Annotated in this window: 17 protein-coding genes and 1 pseudogene; 7 read left to right on the top strand and 11 right to left on the bottom strand. The window is 67.7% G+C overall.

From position 1 onward, the window contains the following. Nucleotides 1–7: 7 nt before the first annotated feature. The 3 genes from AWC25_RS11720 to ricR form a co-directional block, all read right to left on the bottom strand. The gene (locus tag AWC25_RS11720; RefSeq protein WP_069401651.1) at nucleotides 8–1,045 is read right to left on the bottom strand and encodes a L,D-transpeptidase; all 1,038 of its coding nucleotides are present in this window, start codon (nucleotides 1,043–1,045) and stop codon (nucleotides 8–10) included. A gap of 117 nt (nucleotides 1,046–1,162) precedes the next feature. Further along, nucleotides 1,163–2,404 (bottom strand): MFS transporter, encoded by a 1,242-nt coding sequence (locus AWC25_RS11725; RefSeq protein ID WP_085166839.1) that lies wholly within the window; start codon nucleotides 2,402–2,404, stop codon nucleotides 1,163–1,165. 133 nt (nucleotides 2,405–2,537) lie between these two features. Further along, entirely contained in the window at nucleotides 2,538–2,828 is a 291-nt protein-coding gene (gene ricR, locus AWC25_RS11730; protein WP_085166840.1) for a copper-sensing transcriptional repressor RicR, read from the bottom strand. A gap of 124 nt (nucleotides 2,829–2,952) precedes the next feature. Here ricR and ilvD point away from each other — a divergent pair, with 124 nt between their 5' ends. Then, complete coding sequence (gene ilvD, locus AWC25_RS11735) at nucleotides 2,953–4,665, top strand: dihydroxy-acid dehydratase (RefSeq protein ID WP_085166815.1); 1,713 nt, start codon at nucleotides 2,953–2,955, stop codon at nucleotides 4,663–4,665. A 92-nt stretch (nucleotides 4,666–4,757) separates the two neighbouring features. On the opposite strand, the gene AWC25_RS11740 is transcribed toward ilvD, so the two are convergent. Together AWC25_RS11740 and AWC25_RS11745 are read right to left on the bottom strand one after the other, a co-directional pair. Next, nucleotides 4,758–5,198 (bottom strand): SPW repeat protein, encoded by a 441-nt coding sequence (locus AWC25_RS11740; RefSeq protein WP_069401653.1) that lies wholly within the window; start codon nucleotides 5,196–5,198, stop codon nucleotides 4,758–4,760. A gap of 113 nt (nucleotides 5,199–5,311) precedes the next feature. Then, nucleotides 5,312–5,971 carry an O-methyltransferase gene (locus AWC25_RS11745; protein WP_069401654.1) on the bottom strand — a complete coding sequence of 220 codons (660 nt, stop codon included), beginning with the start codon at nucleotides 5,969–5,971 and terminating at the stop codon, nucleotides 5,312–5,314. A 202-nt stretch (nucleotides 5,972–6,173) separates the two neighbouring features. Here AWC25_RS11745 and mymT point away from each other — a divergent pair, with 202 nt between their 5' ends. Next, nucleotides 6,174–6,320, top strand: coding sequence for a copper-binding metallothionein MymT (gene mymT, locus AWC25_RS11750; RefSeq protein WP_044512704.1), 147 nt, complete (start codon nucleotides 6,174–6,176; stop codon nucleotides 6,318–6,320). A 47-nt stretch (nucleotides 6,321–6,367) separates the two neighbouring features. Here the strand turns inward: mymT and AWC25_RS11755 are convergent, their stop codons facing one another. The 4 genes from AWC25_RS11755 to AWC25_RS11770 all read right to left on the bottom strand — a co-directional run bounded on the left by AWC25_RS11755 (nucleotide 6,368) and on the right by AWC25_RS11770 (nucleotide 10,741). Beyond that, complete coding sequence (locus tag AWC25_RS11755) at nucleotides 6,368–8,536, bottom strand: glycoside hydrolase family 3 protein (RefSeq protein WP_211281041.1); 2,169 nt, start codon at nucleotides 8,534–8,536, stop codon at nucleotides 6,368–6,370. Further along, nucleotides 8,533–9,060 (bottom strand): TIGR04338 family metallohydrolase, encoded by a 528-nt coding sequence (locus AWC25_RS11760; protein ID WP_372513407.1) that lies wholly within the window; start codon nucleotides 9,058–9,060, stop codon nucleotides 8,533–8,535. The genes AWC25_RS11755 and AWC25_RS11760 overlap by 4 nt, the downstream gene beginning before the upstream one ends. Further along, nucleotides 9,027–9,776: a DUF2786 domain-containing protein gene (locus tag AWC25_RS11765; protein ID WP_085166817.1), complete on the bottom strand. Its 750-nt coding sequence runs from the start codon at nucleotides 9,774–9,776 to the stop codon at nucleotides 9,027–9,029. Before AWC25_RS11765 ends, AWC25_RS11760 begins: the two co-directional genes overlap by 34 nt. Nucleotides 9,777–9,946: 170 nt before the next feature. Continuing rightward, complete coding sequence (locus AWC25_RS11770; protein ID WP_244899502.1) at nucleotides 9,947–10,741, bottom strand: alpha/beta hydrolase; 795 nt, start codon at nucleotides 10,739–10,741, stop codon at nucleotides 9,947–9,949. Between AWC25_RS11770 and AWC25_RS11775 the strand changes: the two are divergent. Continuing rightward, nucleotides 10,734–11,853, top strand: a pseudogene (locus AWC25_RS11775) (sigma-70 family RNA polymerase sigma factor). The gene AWC25_RS11770 and the pseudogene AWC25_RS11775 sit on opposite strands and share 8 nt — an antisense overlap. A gap of 33 nt (nucleotides 11,854–11,886) precedes the next feature. Continuing rightward, entirely contained in the window at nucleotides 11,887–13,296 is a 1,410-nt protein-coding gene (locus AWC25_RS11780; protein ID WP_085166819.1) for an alpha/beta hydrolase domain-containing protein, read from the top strand. A gap of 16 nt (nucleotides 13,297–13,312) precedes the next feature. Here the strand turns inward: AWC25_RS11780 and AWC25_RS11785 are convergent, their stop codons facing one another. Next, nucleotides 13,313–14,164, bottom strand: a complete 852-nt coding sequence (locus AWC25_RS11785; RefSeq protein ID WP_085166820.1) for a LysR family transcriptional regulator — start codon at nucleotides 14,162–14,164, stop codon at nucleotides 13,313–13,315. A 173-nt stretch (nucleotides 14,165–14,337) separates the two neighbouring features. On the opposite strand from AWC25_RS11785, the gene AWC25_RS11790 reads away from it, so the two are divergent. Continuing rightward, complete coding sequence (locus AWC25_RS11790) at nucleotides 14,338–15,288, top strand: DMT family transporter (RefSeq protein WP_085166842.1); 951 nt, start codon at nucleotides 14,338–14,340, stop codon at nucleotides 15,286–15,288. On the opposite strand, the gene AWC25_RS11795 is transcribed toward AWC25_RS11790, so the two are convergent. Then, nucleotides 15,274–16,422 carry an NAD(P)H-dependent amine dehydrogenase family protein gene (locus AWC25_RS11795; RefSeq protein ID WP_142278795.1) on the bottom strand — a complete coding sequence of 383 codons (1,149 nt, stop codon included), beginning with the start codon at nucleotides 16,420–16,422 and terminating at the stop codon, nucleotides 15,274–15,276. The two genes, AWC25_RS11790 and AWC25_RS11795, sit on opposite strands and share 15 nt — an antisense overlap. 62 nt (nucleotides 16,423–16,484) lie before the next feature. Here AWC25_RS11795 and AWC25_RS11800 point away from each other — a divergent pair, with 62 nt between their 5' ends. Then, on the top strand, nucleotides 16,485–17,351 hold the full coding sequence (locus AWC25_RS11800; RefSeq protein WP_085166821.1) for a MarR family transcriptional regulator: 867 nt from the start codon (nucleotides 16,485–16,487) through the stop codon (nucleotides 17,349–17,351). A gap of 19 nt (nucleotides 17,352–17,370) precedes the next feature. Further along, nucleotides 17,371–18,090: a pirin family protein gene (locus AWC25_RS11805; RefSeq protein WP_069401706.1), complete on the top strand. Its 720-nt coding sequence runs from the start codon at nucleotides 17,371–17,373 to the stop codon at nucleotides 18,088–18,090. Nucleotides 18,091–18,108: the final 18 nt, after the last annotated feature.

The following is an 18,108-nucleotide window of genomic DNA, read 5'->3' on the forward strand; positions in this document are numbered from 1 at the left end:
CTGCCGGCTAGTTGGTGATCCAGTCGCTGGAGCCGTCGTTCTTCTTGTAGGAACCGCCGCTCGAGTTCTTCACGATGATCGGGTCACCCGGCCCGAAGTTGTCGAAGAACCACCGTGCGTTGCTGGGGCTGATGTTGATGCAGCCGTGGCTGACGTCACGCTTGCCCTGGTCATCGACCGACCACGGGGCGCTGTGCACGAAGTCGCCGACGTTGTCGAACCGGACGGCGTCGGTCACGGTCACCTTGTAGCCGTAGGTGGAGTTGACCGGCACCCCGTAGGTCGAGGAGTCCATCACCACCGACGGCATCTTCTCCTGCACGTAGTAGGTGCCGTTGGGGGTTTGGTGGTTACCGGCGGTCATGCCCATCGACATCGGGATGGTCTTCTCCACCACGCCGTTACGGGTGACCGTGAGCTGATGCGTGGCATCGTCGGCCGTCGCGATCAGTTGGTCGCCGGTCCGGAAGCTGGACTTGGTGCCGCCCGCGTCGATGTTCACCGCGGTGTTGGCGGGCCAGAAGTTGAGCGGGCGCCACCGCAACTGCGTCGGTGTCATCCAGTAGAACTTGCCGGGCACCGGCGGGATGGACGACACGTGCACGGCGGCCTGCGCGGCGCCGGCGTCATCGACGCGCCCCGGGAAGTTGATGATGATCGGCTGCCCGACCCCGACCATCGAGCCGGTCTTCGGCACGAACGTCGGCGTGCCGAACGGCGCCGTGCCGGTGAACGGGATGGGGTCTTGTCCCTCGGCGGTACCCGCGGCGGCCGGCACCACGCCCGGCGGCGCCCACGGCGCGGGCGGCGGCGCCGCCGGGTCACCGGGCGGCGGCGGGGCCAACGGGTCACCCGGTGCGGGCGGTAGGCCCGGCAGCGGGGGCAACTGGAAGGGCGGTGGAGCTGGCGCAGGCGGTGCGGCGACCACACCCGGGTCACCGGGGTCCGGATCCGCCGCGGCGGGGCCGGCGCCGAGCACCAGCGCCGCACCTGTCGCGGCCGCGTTCAGAGCCGCGAAGAGGCTTGCCCTCGTCCAGCCCGACATATGCATACCTCCAGTCAGTTGCTGGCCCCAGTGTGGCATAGCGGCATTACCAGCTACCTAATTCGCGCGCGGCATCGCGCCCGTCAGACCCGCTGCTCGTGGCGGTGAGCTGGCGAATTATGAATCCAGTGAGGTTGGTGGAGCAACGTCGAGCATGCGGTGGTTGGCGGCGACGCCGATCAGCGCGACGCCCATCAGGGCGGCCGAGGCGGTCAGCATCAGCGCGACGCTGTGTTCGTAGAGCAGACCGCCGCACAGCGAGCCGGCCATGATGCCGACCTGGAACGCGGTGACGTAGAGCCCGGAGGCGCCGTCGGGGTCGTCGGCGCCGTTGCGCATCGCCGCGGATTGCATCATCGGCGACACCGCGGTGGCCATCGCGCCCCACAGCACGATCGCGGCGGTGCCGATCAGTGCGGTGGCCGCGGTGGTGCGGTCGCCGAAAGCCAGGGCGGTCAGCACCACGAAGGCTGCGGTCAATCCGGCCATGCACACGATGACGGCGCTACGGGGCCGGCGGTCCAGCGGGCGCGCCACCAGCGGCACCGACAGCAGCCCGGCCAGCCCGTAGGCGGCCAGCAGCCAGGCCTGGTTGGGCCCGCGCACGCCTACGACGTCGCGGATGATGACCGAGATGTAGGTGTAGGACACGAAATGGCCGGTCACCGCGACCATCGCCAACAGGCTCACGGTGATCAACCGTGGGTTGCGGTGGTGGCGCGATCGCGGCCCCACGCAGGCCAACTGGTCCTCGGTGAGCACCATCGCCGGCAGCATCGCCCGCGCGGCGACCGTGACGATCGCCGCCGCGGCGGTCACACACACCACCGCCAGCCGCCAGCCCCACATCAGGCTCAGCGCCGCCGTCAGCGGGCTGCCGATCACCAGCGCCAGGCTGGTGCCGACATAGATCGACATGGTCGCGCGCCCGGCATGGCTGGGCGGCACCAGGCGAGTGGCGATCGGCGCGATCACCGCCCACAGCAACCCGTGAGTGATCGCGCACAGCACCCGGCCCGCGGCCAGCACCGCGAAGCTGGGCGCCAGCGCCGAGATCACCTGCGAAGCGGTCAGACACGTCAGGCTCAACATCAAGGCGCGACGCCGCGGCCAGTGCGCGGTCCAGCGCACCAGCGGCACCGTCGTCAGCGCCGCGACCAGGGCATACCAGGTCAGCAGCGTGCCAACAAACACGACGCTGACGTGCAGGTCACGAGAGATCGCCGACAGCGCCCCCACCGGCAAGATCTCGGCCGTGACATAGATGAACGCCGCCGCCGCAAGCACCGCCAGCTGCGCAGCGATCCGTGGCGTCCACGTTCGCGCGGTCACGGCGGTAGATCCGGTTTCGGCTGTCATGGCGTCGGTGTCGGCCGGGTACCCAATTTCCTGGGTTGTCGTGCCTAATGCGATCACACTGCCTTACCGTACGCACCGCAACAACGGATTCGCTCAACCTGGCCCAGCAACACCGTCTCAACTGGGTCACCGATCAGGAACGAACCAGCCGCGCGATTGCTGCCGAGGCTTCGGCCAGCTTTTCGCCGGCGTCGCTGCCACCCTCGGCGACCGCGTGGGTGACGCAGTGGCCCAGATGCTCGTCCAGCAAATTGAGCGCCACGGATCGCAGCGCGCTGTTGACGGCGCTGATCTGGGTGAGGATGTCGATGCAGTACTTGTCCTCGTCGATCATGCGGGCGATGCCGCGCACCTGCCCCTCGATGCGCCGCAGCCGCTTGGCGTAGTTGTCCTTTTGTTGCGAATAGCCGTACGGACTGGTCATCTGGGCCTCAAACTTTCCCGGTTGATACACGACGTCAGGTGGCGTGTCACCGGCCACGATACCCCATACCCCGCCGGGGTATGGGCGGTGAAAATGGCTTGTCCAGGCCGCGCATACTTGACCCATGGCCCTGGACACCGGCGCGGCAGCCGCCGATATCAAACCCCGTAGTCGTGACGTCACCGACGGTCTGGAAAAGACCGCCGCGCGCGGCATGTTGCGTGCAATAGGCATGGACGACGACGACTTCGCCAAGCCGCAGATCGGTGTCGGCTCGTCGTGGAACGAGATCACGCCCTGCAACCTGTCCCTGGACCGGCTGGCCAAGGCGGTCAAGGAGGGCGTGTTTGCCGCCGGCGGCTACCCGCTGGAGTTCGGCACCATCTCGGTGTCCGACGGCATCTCGATGGGCCACGAGGGGATGCACTTCTCGCTGGTGTCGCGCGAGGTGATCGCGGACAGCGTCGAGACCGTGATGCAGGCCGAGCGACTCGACGGTTCGGTGCTGCTGGCCGGGTGCGACAAGTCGCTGCCGGGCATGCTGATGGCGGCCGCCCGCCTGAACCTGGCCTCGGTGTTTCTCTACGCCGGCTCGATCCTGCCGGGGGTGGCCAAGCTGTCCGACGGCAGCGAGCGCGAGGTGACGATCATCGACGCGTTCGAGGCGGTGGGCGCGTGTGCGCGCGGTTTGATGTCGCGCGACGACGTCGACGCCATCGAGCGCGCCATCTGCCCCGGCGAGGGTGCATGCGGCGGCATGTACACCGCCAACACGATGGCCAGCGCCGCCGAGGCGATAGGCATGTCGCTGCCTGGCTCGGCCGCTCCCCCGGCCACCGACCGCCGCCGGGACGGCTTCGCCCGCCGCAGCGGCGAGGCGGTCGTCGAACTGCTGCGCCGGGGCATCACGGCGCGCGACATCCTCACCAAGGAGGCGTTCGAAAACGCGATCGCGGTGGTGATGGCCTTCGGCGGTTCGACCAACGCGGTGCTGCACTTGCTGGCCATCGCTCGCGAGGCGGAAGTCGAGCTCTCGCTGGAAGATTTCAGTCGGATCGGCTCGAAGGTGCCGCACCTGGCGGACGTCAAACCGTTTGGCCGGCATGTGATGACGCACGTCGACCACATTGGCGGTGTCCCGGTGATGATGCGGGCGTTGCTGGATGCCGGTCTGCTGCACGGAGATTGCCTGACGGTGACCGGCAAAACGGTGGCCGAGAACCTGGCCGCCATCGACCCGCCCGACCCCGACGGCAAGGTGTTGCGCGCCCTGAACGATCCGATCCACCCGACGGGCGGGATCACCATCCTGCGGGGCAGCTTGGCCCCGGAGGGCGCGGTGGTCAAGTCGGCCGGATTCGATTCCGAGGTGATAGAAGGCACCGCAAGGGTTTTCGACGGCGAGCGAGCCGCGTTGGATGCGCTCGAGGACGGCACCATCACCAACGGCGACGCGGTGGTGATTCGCTACGAGGGCCCCAAGGGCGGGCCCGGCATGCGCGAAATGCTCGCCATCACCGGTGCGATCAAGGGTGCCGGCCTCGGCAAGGACGTGCTGCTGCTCACCGACGGCCGGTTCTCCGGCGGAACGACCGGCCTGTGCGTCGGACACATCGCGCCGGAGGCGGTCGACGGGGGACCGATCGCATTCGTGCGCGATGGCGACCGGATCCGGCTCGACGTCGCCGCCGGTACCCTCGACGTGCTGGTCGACGAGGACGAATTCACTTCGCGCCGTGATGGTTTCACGCCGCCGCCGCCCCGATACAAGACCGGCGTGCTGGCCAAGTACGTCAAGCTGGTCGGCTCGGCCGCCGGCGGCGCGGTCTGCGGGTAACCGGTCTAGGAGACAGCAAGCGCACGGGCCCGTCGGGCCAGCCCCAACCCCGCCCGACAGGGACTGCGAACCTATGCGTGCCTAGGGGTGTGCTATGCGTGGGTGACCGCATCCCGCGTACGCATGCCGAAGTAGGTGGCGTTGAGACCCAAGAACGTCAGCAACGCACCCGCGACGACGTGCGACCAGATCACGCCACCGGTCAGCGTCAGGCCTGGCAGGACCCACGGCGAGACGATCACCCACAGGCCCAGGACCGGGATGGTCCAGGTCATACCGTGTGCCCGATCCAATGCCGTGGCGAACCCATACGCCAAGAACGCCACCGCGATCCCGACGATCAGGTCGCAGGTGGCAAGGGCGCCCATGCCACTGAAACCGACGATCCACGGCGAGGCCGCGACATACAGTCCCGCCAGCAAAGTCAGTCCGAACGTGACATGTGCAGTCATCGACTCGGCAACCCGCTCATAGTTGGCGCGCAGCGCCATCAGATCGGGGTGGTGTTCGATTGATGAATGGACTGTACTCATTTTGTGACCTTTCTGTTATGCAGCAAGTCTTTTGGACCGTCTGCAAACCATCCATCTTTTCCAAGGTTACGCCTGGTCACACGGCACCAGCAACGAAAATTGCCGTCGCGCAGCTACTTCACCAGCGCGATCGCGAACCCGTCCCACCGCTTGGCCCCGACGGTTTGCAGCACCGCGGTGTCCAGCCTGGGATGCTCGCCCATCAGTTGTAGGGTGCGCCGCGTAGCCTGCCCCCCGGCGTCCGTGGCCTCCGGCGCAACAACCGCGCCCTCGCGAATGACGTTGTCTACCACGATGATTGCGCCGGGCCGGGCCAGCTTGACGCCCCACTCCAGGTAGTCGACGTAGTTTTCCTTGTCCGCGTCGATGAACACCATGTCGAACGGTTCACCCGACACGGTCGGCAAGGTTTCCAGCGCCGGCCCGACCACCACCTGCACCCGCTCGGCGACGCCGGCGCGCTGCAGGTTCGCGCGAGCGACCTCGGCATGCCGGGGTTCGTACTCGAGTGTCACCACCTGCCCCTGCGGCCCGACACCGCGCGCCAGCCAGATGGTGCTGAATCCGCCGAGGGTCCCGATCTCGAGGATGCGGCGGGCGCCGACGGCACCTGCCAGCAGAGACAAGAGTTTGCCCTGCTGTGACGACACGGCAATCGGCGGTAGCCCCGCCGCGTCGCTGGCCGCCAGGGCTGCCGACAATGCCGCGTCCTCACCGATGACGGTGCTGTCCAGGAAGGCGTCGACGTCTTTGGGAGTGATTTTTTCGGTCATCCATCAACGCTAACCCGGCCTCGATGCGCCGCGCCGGAGCCGCAGGTCAAGTGGCTAGGGAAAGCGAGCATCCCCGGAGCCCCTTCACCGGATACCCATATGGGGTATATTGAGACCGTGGCCTTTCCCCGGGTCGCTGTTTCAGTTAATCGCACGGATTCCGGTGGATCGCGGAATCCCGAAGTAATCAAAGGTGATTCACATGGCGAACTACGAAGAGGGAACCCTGCTGACTTGCGGTCACGAAGGCTGCGGATGTCGCGTCCGTATCGAAGTCGGATGCCACTGCTCGGGGTCGGGCGAAGATTATCGCTGCACCTGCGGCTCACCGCTGGTGCCGGTCAAGTAAATACTGACGACCGGTCGCGCGCGCGAACTACACCATCTACTCGCCCATCAGCGTCCAAAGGCGCGGCCGGTCAACTCGACCTCGGCGGTCAGCCGTAATGCGACCGCCGAGGCACCGACCGCCACCCGGTAGCGGCCCGGCGCGATGCACCAGCTGCCGGTCGTCCCGTCATGGCGAGCCAGCAATCGCGGATCCGCAACAATGCTCACTCGGTGTGTCTGGCCCGGGTTCAGTTCTGTGCGTTCAAATCCCAGCAGCCGCACGCGGGGCACGCCGGCCGCGTCGGTCAGATACAGCTGCGGGACATCGGCCCCACGAACCTCGCCGGTATTGGTGACGTCGAGGCTCGCCGTGATGGTGTCGCCGCCGGCGACGGCCAGGTTGTGATAGTCAAAGCTGGTGTAGGACAGGCCATGTCCGAATGCGAACAGCGGCGCGTGGCCGTGGCCGGCGAACCAACGATACCCGACCTCGGCCCCCTCGGTGTAGTCGATGGTGATCGGTACGCCCACCGGGGCACCCGCACCGGGCACCTGTGGCCGGGGCGTCTGGTCGAGATCGGCCGGGAAGGTGATCGGCAGTCGCCCGGACGGGTTCACTTGACCGGCAAGGATTTCCGCGATCGCCCGGCCCCCCGCCTGGCCCGGGTACCAGGCCTGAAGAATCGCGTTCGCGGCCGTCCGCCACGGCATGGCCACCGGGTTGCCGGCTTCCAGCACCACTATGGTGTTCGGATTGACCGCCGCGACGGCCGCGATGACCGCGTCCTGTCCCCAGGGCAGTGACAGGTCGGCGCCGTCGAAGCCTTCGCCCTCGACCCGGATTCCGAAGACGACCGCGACCTCGGATCGGCGGGCAACCTGTGCGGCCTCCGCTGGGCTGAGACCGGGGTCGAAGTCGAGCTGCGCCTGCGGGAAGAGTTTTCGCAGTTCCTCCAGCGGGCTCGACGGAAGGAGATACAGGTTGCGGGTGCCGCCGGTGAGGCCGGGCCCGCCGATCGGGATCGTCGCCGCATAACCGCCCGGCGGCACCACGGCACTCGACCCGCACCCGATCGGCACACCCAGTTGCGCGTAACCCCCAATGACGGCGATCCGGGCAGGGGCGGCCAGTGGCAGCGCCCCGCGGTTTTGCAGCAGTACCACGCCCTGCCGCGCGATTTGCAGCGCAATGTCCGCAATGTCCGCAATGTCCGCAATGTCCGCAATGTCGTTGTGGGCGACCATATCCGGTGCGTCGACGGGTCTGGCCGCGGTGCGGCCATCGGGGTCATCGTCGATTCCGATCGCGAACATCGAGCGCAGGATTCGTCGAACCATGTCCGAGAGCCGCTCTTTGGGCAATCGGCCGTCGGCATACGCGGCGCGCAACGGCTCGCAGAATGCCTCGGCCTGCCAGAACACCGTGTCGATCTGGGCGCCGCATTCCTGGTCCAGACCGTGCAGCGCGCACTCCCAGCTTGGCGTGGCACCCCAGTCGGACATGACCCAACCGCGGTATGCCCACGCGTCTTTCAACACCTCATTGATCAACACGCTGTTGGATGAGGCGTAGTGGCCGTTGACTTTGTTGTAGGCCGTCATCACGGCGCCTGGTTGGCAGCGCTCGATGGCGATCTCGAAGGCCAGCAGGTCGGATTCGCGATGGGCGTCGGGATCGATGACCGCGTTCAGCCAGTGCCGGTTGTTTTCGTTGCAGTTCAGCGAATAGTGCTTGACGGTCGAGATCACGCCTTGTTGCTGTATCCCGCTGACCGACTCGGCGGCGATCGTTGCCGTCAAAAGCGGGTCCTCGGAGAGGTATTCGAAGTTGCGACCGTTGCGCGGGTCGCGCACAAGGTTCATCGCACCGGCCAGTAGCACGTTGAACCCGCGGCTGCGTGCCTCGCGCCCGATCAGTTGGCCCGCCGCGCGCGCGAGCGCCGGGTCGAATCCGGCGGCCAGCGCCAGTCCGGCCGGTAGCGCGGTGGCGGTGTCCCCCGGCCGGTAGCCGGGGTTGGTCACCCCGAGGCCGGCGTCGCTCATCCGCAGCGCCGGCACACCCAGCCGCGGAACGCCCGGTACGTATCCGGCGCTCATCGGGGTGTCCGGCGGGATGCGGTCATCGCGCAGCGGCCACAGGTCGGATTGCCCCATCACCGATACCAACAGCGTGAATCGTTCGTCGTCGGTCATTCGGCTCTCGACGTCGCGGGCCCGGACGTCGGGATCTGTCACCGCACACCCTCTTTGGCGCAGACGACGCGCAGCACGTAGCCGACCTCGGGTGCCATCACCAGTTCGGCCAGCGCGGTGATGGTTTCGACGAACCGCGGGCCGTGCGGGGGTTGCGCCTGGCACAGATGATGCGCCACTTCGTGTAACACCACCAGCTCGCGCAGCGCCCAGTCCGCGGTATCACGGTCCGGGACGGCGATAACGCCCGTGCCATCGCGATTTTCGTAATGGGCCGCGGTGGCCGCCCGACGGGGACGTACGTTCAGCGGCGCGACGTCGGGCCACCGTTGCCGCACTGCCGGTAGCGCAAGCACCTGGTCAACATAGCGCTGCACCGACGCGACGGAGCCGAATCGCGCCTCCGGCGGCAGCGTCAATGGAGTACCGAAGAACTCCACGGTCGGCGAACCACGTTCGGCGGCCCGGTCCAGCATTGTGCGGACGAACTCCTCGGCCGCGTACACCTTGGCGCGTTGGGAATCCCGCGGGGTCACCGGCCCAGCGCGCTCCGCGCTCCCGGCAATTCGGGGCTGTTGCCCAACCGGGCGCGCCGACCGGCCCGATCGCCGGCGCGTCGCGCCGCCGACGAATACCCGGCCGAGGCCCGGCTGGCCTGCCAGGTGCCCCGCGCCTTGGATGCCTTGCGGTAGTAATCGTGCAGCTCGATATCCTTGTCCCGCAAGGCGATAGCGGTTCCTGGACGACGGCTGTGGTCCTCGGTGGCCTCCCGCCGGGCCTGCTCGCGCGCCTCGCTCAGCCGCTGACCGACGCGGGCACCGAAGGCGAGCTGAAAGTTGAGCCGAGCGGTGATCGTGGGTGTCGGCCGGTGTGCCCCGGATGCGAGATAGGCGTCGGATGCCCGGACCATCTGAACCACCAGGCTCGCATACAGGGCGTGGCTGGCGTCGATGTCCTCGGGAAACCCGTAGGCATAACAGAACGTCGAATTCGACGCGACGTCACATTTGACGTCGTTGGCCGCGGCAATCAGCACGAACAGCTGGACATAGGTGCGCAGGCCCTTGGTGCCGGCCTCGCCGATCGTGATGGTCCGCTGCGTCGGCGTCTGCGCCGCAGAACGGTTGGACGAATGCGACCGCGCCACGGCCAGGTCGATCGATGCCGCCGTGGCTAGCCGCTGCGCCGCGCTCATGAAAGCGTCGGCCTCGTGGGCGTTGTCCGTGCCTTCCGCCTGACGCAGCAGCGCGGCGATGCGCGCCAACATCTTCTCGTCAGTCATATAAGCGCCACTCCTCCTCATCGCTGCGCTCTGCATCGTCGCCGGCGCGTCATTTAAGCGCCACTCTCCCCCGCAAGCGGGCGGTACCCCCACCTCATCGCTGCGCTCTGCATCGTCGCCGGCGCGTCATTTAAGCGCCAAAGTACGGGAGCGGTCCGACAACGGGTGCCCTACAGCCGGTCGGTGATCCAGGTGACGACGTCGCCGAGGACTTGGTCGCGCTCCGGCTCGTTGAAGACCTCGTGGTAGAGCCCCGGGTAGACCTTCAGGGTGACGTCGGTGGACCCCACGCACTCGACCAAGCGCCGACTGCCGGCGACGGACACCAACCGGTCCTGCTCGCCGTGCACCACCAGCAGCGGCGCGGTCAGCGCCGGCGCCCGCTGCGCCATGGTCTCGCCGACCTGCAGCATCGCCCGTCCCACACCCGCGGGGACCTTGCCGTGATAGACTAGCGGGTCGGCCTGGTACGCCGCCACCACCTCGGGGTCGCGGGAGATCGCCCGGACGTCCAGGTCCTGCACCGGCAGCCCGGGCAGCACCACACCCAACACCCGGCCCGCGGCGGCCAGCAACGGCGATACCTGGTCCTGGGCCGCCACCGCGGGCCCGGACAGCACCATCAGGTCGTAGTTGTCCGGGCGTTCGACGCCATAGGCGAACACGATGGCGCCGCCCATGCTGTGCCCGACCACGACGGTTTTGAGGCCGGGATGCTCCTTGGTCGCGATGCCGACCAGGGTGTCGAAGTCGGCCGTGTATTCGGAGATGTCGCGGACCAGCATGCGTTTGCCACCGGAGCGTCCGTGCCCGCGGTGGTCCAGCGCGTAGGTGACCAGCCCGGCCGCCGCGAAGCGCTGGGCCACGTGGTCGTAGCGCCGGGCGTACTCCCCGAGACCGTGGGAAAGCACCACGACGGCGCGCGCCGGAGTGTCCGCGGTCCAGACGTCGTACACGATGCGCACGCCGCCCAGGCCGTCGAAGTTCCGTTCAGTGCGGGTCATGGGACGTCCTCATCATTAGGGGCAGCGTAATGGCTCCCCGGACGCCGGTGTCCGAGACTCTGCGTAGGCTCAGCCGGGTGAGCTTGCTCGCGGAGAACTCCGGCGACGCACAAAGCCGCGGCACGGGTGATTTTTCGGCCCATGCCGAGCCCTATCGTCGCGAACTGCTCGCGCACTGCTACCGGATGACCGGGTCCCTGCACGACGCGGAAGACCTGGTGCAAGAGACGTTGCTGCGGGCCTGGAAGTCTTACGACAAGTTCGAAGGCAAATCGTCGCTGCGCACCTGGCTGCATCGCATCGCCACCAACACCTGCCTGAGTGCGCTGGAGGGTCGACAGCGTCGCCCGCTGCCGACCGGCCTGGGTGCTCCCGGTTCGGATCCGACGGACGAACTGGTGGAACGCCGGGAGGTGCCGTGGCTGCAGCCGCTGCCCGATCTGACCGACGACCCGGCCGATCCGTCGGTCATCGTGGGCTCCCGGGAGTCGGTGCGCCTGGCCTTCGTCGCCGCGCTGCAGCATCTCTCACCCCGACAGCGGGCGGTGCTGCTGTTGCGTGACGTACTGCAGTGGCGCGCGGCAGAAGTGGCCGACGCGATCGGCACCACCACCACCGCCGTCAACAGCCTGTTGCAGCGAGCTCGGTCGCAACTGGAAAACGTGCGGCCCAGTCCGAATGAGCGCCTGCTAGCCCCAGATTCGGCCGAAGCGCAGGACCTGCTGACGCGTTACATCGCGGCGTTCGAGACCTACGACATCGACCGGCTGGTGGAACTGTTCACCGCCGAGGCGATCTGGGAAATGCCGCCGTACACCGGCTGGTATCGGGGTCCGCAGAACATCATCGCCCTGATCCACCAGCAATGCCCCGCCGAAGCCGCGGGCGATATGCGGATGCTCCCGCTGGTCGCCAACGGACAACCGGCCGCGGCGATGTACATGCGAACCGGACCCCGGCACGTGGCATTTCAGTTGCATGTGCTGGATGTCGGCCCCGACGGCGTCTCGCGTGTGGTTGCATTCCTGGACGACACGTTGTTCGCGAAGTTTGGGCTGCCCCGCTCGCTGTGACGGGGAGCTGCCGATCCCGGAAGGGTGTTGCCCATGACGGAGTCCGCCAGCATCACGCCGATCGCCGGTAAACCGTTGTTGTTGGGCGCGTTCGACATTCGCGAGGTGGGCTATGTCGCCGAGGAATTCTTCGTCTCCGGTACCGCGACCTCGTACCGTCCCGTCTCGGAGCTGACGGCCGACGGTCGGTGGGACACAACCCCGTCCGGCACCGCCGACTACACCACCCGCATCGTGGTGCTGACCCCGGCCGACCCGGCCAGGTTCAACGGGACGGTACTGGTCGAATGGCTCAATGTCAGTGGCGGCATAGACGCTCCGGCGGTGTGGATGATGGCGCATCGCGAGATCGTCCGCGCGGGCTACGGCTACGTCGCGGTCTCCGCCCAGCAGGTCGGCATCCAGGGCGGCGCCAGCCTGCTCGGCATGGACATGTCGCTGAAAAGCCAAGACCCGGCCCGGTATGCGGCGCTGCAGCACCCGGGCGACGCGTTTTGCTACGACATCTTCTCCCAGACCGCACAGTTGGTTCGGACCGCCGATGTGCTGGGCGGGCTGCGTGCCGAACACGTTGTCGCCCTGGGTGAATCGCAGTCGGCGATGTTCCTCACCAGCTACGTCAATGCCGTCGACCACCATGCCCGCAGCTACGACGGTTTTCTGGTGCACTCCCGATTCGCCTCGGCCGCACCGCTGGACGGCGGTTCCGTCTTCGACGACCTGCAGTCCGGCACCCCGCAAGCGGTCAGGTTCCGGCCCGACCTGCGCGTCCCGCTGGTCGCGATCATCACCGAAACGGATCTTTTCGGCGCCGTGCGACACGGCTACTACTTTGCGCGTCAGCCCGACAGCGATCGGTTACGGGTCTGGGAGATTCCCGGGGCCGCGCACGCCGACAACTACACGATCCAGATGGCCGCCATCGACTCCGGCGCCGCGCCGCTCGCCGACATCGTGGCCGCCTACGCGCCCACCACGATGCTGATGGGCCAGCAGCTGGGGCATTTCATCAACTTCGCACCGCAACACCACTACGTGGTGCAGGCAGCGATCGCGGCACTGCACACCTGGGTTCGTGGCGGGACGCCCGCGCCCGCCTCCCCACCCATTCAGATGCGCAAAACCGAAGCGCCACAGCCAGTTCTGGACTCGAACGGTCTGGCCTGCGGCGGTGTCCGGACCCCCTGGGTAGATGTGCCCATCGCCCGGACCTCCGGCGCCGGCGCCTGGCACGAGACCACAGAGAACGTGATGGCGGCGATCTTCGGCAGCGGTGAACCCTTCGACGAGGCGACGTTGCGCCGGCTCTACCCGGGCGGCGCAACGGAATACCTGGACCGCTTCACCGCCGCACTTGACGCGGCCATCGTCGCCGGCTTCATCCTGTCCGCGGACCGTGCCGAGATACTCGCACTGGCCGCCGCGATGTTCCCGCTGAACTGAGCCTTCAACGGCGCGTTCAGTTTTCGAGTGACAACACCTCGCGTACCGCGGCATCGACGGTGCTCAGCACGTCCGGATCCATCCCGGAGCGGCCGCGAACCAATATCGACGCGCAGTTGGGCGTGGGCAACCCCTCCGCCGCGCACAGCCCATCGGGCAACTTCCCGATCTTGGGCAGCAAAGCCAACCCGAGCCCGGTCCGCACCGCCGCAAACAGCCCGGCGAGATCGGCGGACTCTGCGACTACCTCGTAGCCGATCGCATGCTTCTCCAAGATCGCGAACGCGGGCTCACGCAACGTGCACGGCTCGGCGTAGATGACCAACGGCAGCGGCTCGTCTTGGCGGATGTTGAACGTCCGGGCCGAAACCCACTGCAGTTGAACAATTCCCGAGGCGTTGGCGCGATCCAGGCCCGACCCGTCCAGCATGATCGCCAAATCCACCAGTCCCCGGTCGATCGCATCCGCCAGGGACACATTGCGGTCGAGCCGGAAGCGTAGCCGCCGGTCGGGCAGCCGGTCGCGCAGCACGCTGGTCAACGCGGGCAGCATCACATCCGCGCCATGCTCGGTGGCGCCGACGGTCAGCACCCGGTGCTCGGTCGCGCCGAGATCGTCAAGCGCAGCGTCGTGGGCCGCCAAGATCGTGCGCGCATGCCGCAACACCTTCTGGCCCATGTCGGTGAACAGCACGCCACGTCCGGACCGCTCGACTACCGGTGCGCCGACCACACTTTCGACCTTGCGCAGGTGCTGGCTGACCGCGGATTGACTCAGGTGCAGCGCGGCCGCGGCGCGGTGGAACCCACCACAGTCGGCCACCGCGACCAGGCTGCGCAGCGGGGCGATATCGAGCACCTGAGGCATAGCTCACAACCCTAGTTCGATCAGCATCCATGATCAATTGGTGGGGCCTATGAGCTGGGAGTTCTTGCAACGCCGGGTATGCGATTACAAATCGTGATTGATTGCGATCGTCAAAAATCGTTGGACGCCGTGCCGTCATCTCGCGAACTATGGAAGCCATGCCACTGCGTCGCATGCCGCTGAGCACCGCTTCGGCGGTGACGTTCACCTATGCACTCGGATATCCGATTGGTGTCCTCGCGGTGGCGGGGATGACCCCGATGGCGGTGTTGGTGTTGCGATTCAGTTTGGCGGCCTTGGTTCTGGCGCTGTGGGCACTGCTGGCCAGGGCGCCATGGCCACGCGGTGCGCAGTTCGGTCACGTCCTCGTCGCCGGCCTGCTGATCCAGGCGGTCCAGTTCTGCTGCCTCTACGAGGCGGTGCTGTTGGGTGCGTCCGCGGTGCTGTGCGCGGTAGTCGTCGCGATGAATCCGGTGACCACGGCAATTCTGGCCGCGGTGTTCCTGCGTGAGCCGCTCGGCTGGCTGCGGGTCGGCGCGCTAGTCCTGGGGGTCGTCGCGGTGCTCGCGGCCTGCGCCCGGCGCTTGCTCGGCACGCACGGCCTGGACCCGGTCCTGCTGCTGCTTGTGCTTGGGCTGCTTGGCCTTTCGGCCGGCGGCGTGTACCAGCAGCGATACTGCACGGGCATCGACTTTCGCACCATGAGCGCGGTGCAGAACGGCGTGGCGTTCATACCAGCGGCGGCTTTTGCCCTCGTCACCCCGTTCGCCGTGCATGACGCGCGCCGGGCCATCATCGCGATCGCCGCGATGGTGCTGCTCAATGCCTCGGTTGCGGTCAGCATCTATCTGCGCGCGGTCACGCTGCACGGCGCGGCGGCGGTGGCGATGTTGTTCGCCATCATCCCGGCGGGCGCGGCCGTGCTGTCGTGGCTCATCCTGGGCGAGCGCCCGGACGTCGGCGTCGGCATCGGCCTGGTCGTCGGCGCCTTCGCGTGCTGGCTGAACAGCAGGGCGTCCGCCCGGCAGCGGGCCACCCGGGATCGGCCCGAGCCGGCGGCGGCCGGGTCGCCGGCCGGGTCGACGGCCCCGGCTCGCCTGGCGTCGTGCTCAGCGTCCGACTAGGCGGCTGTCCGGTGTCGGCCCGTCGACCGGCCGCACCAGGCCGGCGCCGGTGATCAGGGGCAGGTCGAGCGCTGACAGCAGGCCGGGGGCGGCCGCGCAGACCGCCGGGATGGCGTTGACCATCCGCGACGCGCCCGCAATGCGCGCCCCCAGGTCGTGGTCGTGGTCCTCGGCCATCTCGAATTCGCAGCGCATGGTCGGGGAGCCGTCGATCTCGACCCGGTAGACCCCGCGCCCGGTCGCCGGCCCGTACCCGAGGTCTTTCGGCGGGATGCTGACCTGCGGTTGCGGCCAGTCCGGCGCGATGTCGTCGCGCATCCGGGTGACGTGGTCGACGACGAACGTCGGTTTGCCTGCAACGTAGCCGGTCAGTGTCGATCGCATGGCCGCGATCGTCCCGGCTGCGACGTGGCCGGTGGGCGTGTCGAACGACTCGGTGGTGGGGATGCGTTCGTTGCTCTCCTCGATGTTGTCGATCTTGACGCCCAGCCCCGCGGCGAGTTGATGCAGAACCGGTCCCCAGCCGAAGGTGAATATGCCGGGTTGGGCGGCGAACGCCGCATACTCCGGCGGCTTGCCGAATCCGAGGATCTCGTAGACCGCCGCCCGGTCGGGGTAGGTGGCGTAGTTGAACATCTCCGTCACCCGTACCGCGTCGATCACCCGGGAGACGCCGCTGAGCGCCAGGGGCAGCACATCATTGGCGAACCCGGAGTCGATGCCGGTGGTGAAGAACGACACCCCGCCGTCCAGCGCGGCGCGGCGCAGGGGGTCGGTGAACGCGCCGGGATCCAGCCCGGGCGCGTCGGGATAGACCAGCGGCACCACCGAACATGACACCACGTTCTTTCCGGCCCGCAGGATCGACACCATGTCGGCCACCGCTTCCAGCGGGCGCAAATTCGCGGCGGCGGCGTACACCACCGCGTCGGCATCCCCGGCCAGCATCGGCCCCGGGTCCTGGGTCGCCACCACGCCGACCGGCGCGATGCCGCACAGCTCCCCGGCGTCGCGGCCCGCCTTGGTGTCGCTGTGGACAACGAGATCGGTCAATTGCAGCTCGGGGTGGTCGATCACGCCGCGCAGGGCGATCACACCCATCGAGCCCGGCCCCCAGACACCGACCTTCAACACAATAGTCTCCTAATATTAGGATGCTTCTACTGATATTTGGGACGGATGCTAGGGAGTTCGGCATGGGCGCGTCAACCGCCAAGTCGCCGCCCACGGCTCGGGTGATGGACGTGCTGGCCGCTCTGGCGCAGGCACCCGACGGCCGGACCTCGGCGGAACTGGCCAAAAGTTGCGGCATCAGCACCTCGACCTGCGCGCTGGTGCTGACCGAGTTGGAACGCCGGTCGTGGGTGGCCCGGCGCGAAGATCGACGGTTCTGCCTGGGCAGCGGCTTGTTCGGCCTGGTGCACGGGCTGCGGGTGCAGTTCCCCCTGTTGGACCGCGGCCGCGAGGCCCTCACCTTTCTGCACGAGACCCTGGGCGCGGGTTGTTCGATGTCGAAGATCGGCAACCGCCACTTGACCACCTTCGACGTGGTAGGCCACGGCAGCGACGGCCAGCACGCCGTCGGCCAGCGTTTCCCGATCGACCCCCCGTTCGGCCTGGTCGCAATGGCCTGGCGCGACGACGATTTCGTCGCGGCCTGGCTGCAGGGCGTGACGCCGCGGCTGAGTAGGCCGGAGATCGCGCAGCAGCAACGGGTGCTCGCCGACATCCGGACCCGCGGCTACGGCGCGTGGCGGTTCGACGACACACACCAGTCGCTGCACCATCGGCTGGCCGGGCTACTCGCGTCCCTGGAACCGACCGCACAGGTCGCCCGCCGGCTCACCACGCTGATGACCATGGTCACCCTGCAATCGATCACCGCCACCCTCGAAACCGATTTGGCATCAACGGAATTCGTTGTCCTGCCGATCTTTGGCCGCGACCGCCAGCCGGAATACCAGATCGAGATCCATCTCGGCGGGCCCGCCGCATTGACGCTGGCCGAACTGGACGCGGCGCTCGCGCATGCGCAACGGCTACTCGGCGCCGGGGTGGGTTGACGCTGACTACGCTGAGGTCATGCCTGCCCACTGCGAGATTCGGCGTGCGGCCGACCGGGCCGTCACCACCACGGCGTGGCTACAGTCCAAGCATTCGTTTTCCTTCGGCGACCACTACGACCCGCAGAACACCCATTTCGGGCTGCTGGTGGTGAACAACGACGACTGGGTGGCACCGGCGTCGGGGTTTGATACCCACTCGCACCGCGACATGGAAATCCTCACCTGGGTGCTGGACGGGGAACTGGCACACCAGGATTCGGCCGGCAATCGCGGCGTGATCTATCCCGGCCTGGCCCAACGCATGTCGGCGGGCAGCGGGATCTCGCACTCGGAGAAGAACGACTCCGCAACGCGGCCGGTGCATTTCGTGCAGATGTGGGTCGTGCCCGACCAAACCGCCCTCTCGCCCGGCTACCAGCAACATGAAATCGGCCACATGGGGGCCGAACTTGTGACCATCGCCTCGGGCCGGCCGGGACGCGACGCTGCCATCTTCGTGCACAACCGCGACGCGGCGCTGCACGGCGCGCGACTGCGCCCCGGCGAGGGCGTCACCGCGCCCGCCGCGCCGTTCCTGCACGTCTACGTGCCACGGGGTCGGATCACCGTGGAGGGCGCGGGTGAGATCTCCGACGGCGACGCGGTCCGGCTCACCGATACCGACGGCCCGCGGTTAACCGCCCGCGAACCGACGGACCTGTTGGTCTGGGAGATGCACGCAAAACTGGGTGGCTAGAGCAAATAGAGTGGGCAT

Origin of the sequence: Mycobacterium sherrisii (assembly GCF_002102355.1) — a bacterium.
GTDB classification, from domain to species: Bacteria; Actinomycetota; Actinomycetes; order Mycobacteriales; family Mycobacteriaceae; genus Mycobacterium; species Mycobacterium sherrisii.

Excerpts from the sequence above, each read along its gene's own strand:
- AWC25_RS11725 (WP_085166839.1), bottom strand. The coding sequence starts at position 2,404 with ATGACAGCCGAAACCGGATCTACCGCCGTGACCGCGCGAACGTGGACG.
- AWC25_RS11780 (WP_085166819.1), top strand. The coding sequence starts at position 11,887 with ATGACGGAGTCCGCCAGCATCACGCCGATCGCCGGTAAACCGTTGTTG.
- AWC25_RS11740 (WP_069401653.1), bottom strand. The coding sequence starts at position 5,198 with ATGAGTACAGTCCATTCATCAATCGAACACCACCCCGATCTGATGGCG.
- AWC25_RS11790 (WP_085166842.1), top strand. The coding sequence starts at position 14,338 with ATGCCGCTGAGCACCGCTTCGGCGGTGACGTTCACCTATGCACTCGGA.
- AWC25_RS11745 (WP_069401654.1), bottom strand. The coding sequence starts at position 5,971 with ATGACCGAAAAAATCACTCCCAAAGACGTCGACGCCTTCCTGGACAGC.
- AWC25_RS11800 (WP_085166821.1), top strand. The coding sequence starts at position 16,485 with ATGGGCGCGTCAACCGCCAAGTCGCCGCCCACGGCTCGGGTGATGGAC.
- AWC25_RS11765 (WP_085166817.1), bottom strand. The coding sequence starts at position 9,776 with ATGACTGACGAGAAGATGTTGGCGCGCATCGCCGCGCTGCTGCGTCAG.
- AWC25_RS11805 (WP_069401706.1), top strand. The coding sequence starts at position 17,371 with ATGCCTGCCCACTGCGAGATTCGGCGTGCGGCCGACCGGGCCGTCACC.
- AWC25_RS11720 (WP_069401651.1), bottom strand. The coding sequence starts at position 1,045 with ATGTCGGGCTGGACGAGGGCAAGCCTCTTCGCGGCTCTGAACGCGGCC.
- ilvD (WP_085166815.1), top strand. The coding sequence starts at position 2,953 with ATGGCCCTGGACACCGGCGCGGCAGCCGCCGATATCAAACCCCGTAGT.
- ricR (WP_085166840.1), bottom strand. The coding sequence starts at position 2,828 with ATGACCAGTCCGTACGGCTATTCGCAACAAAAGGACAACTACGCCAAG.
- mymT (WP_044512704.1), top strand. The coding sequence starts at position 6,174 with ATGGCGAACTACGAAGAGGGAACCCTGCTGACTTGCGGTCACGAAGGC.
- AWC25_RS11785 (WP_085166820.1), bottom strand. The coding sequence starts at position 14,164 with ATGCCTCAGGTGCTCGATATCGCCCCGCTGCGCAGCCTGGTCGCGGTG.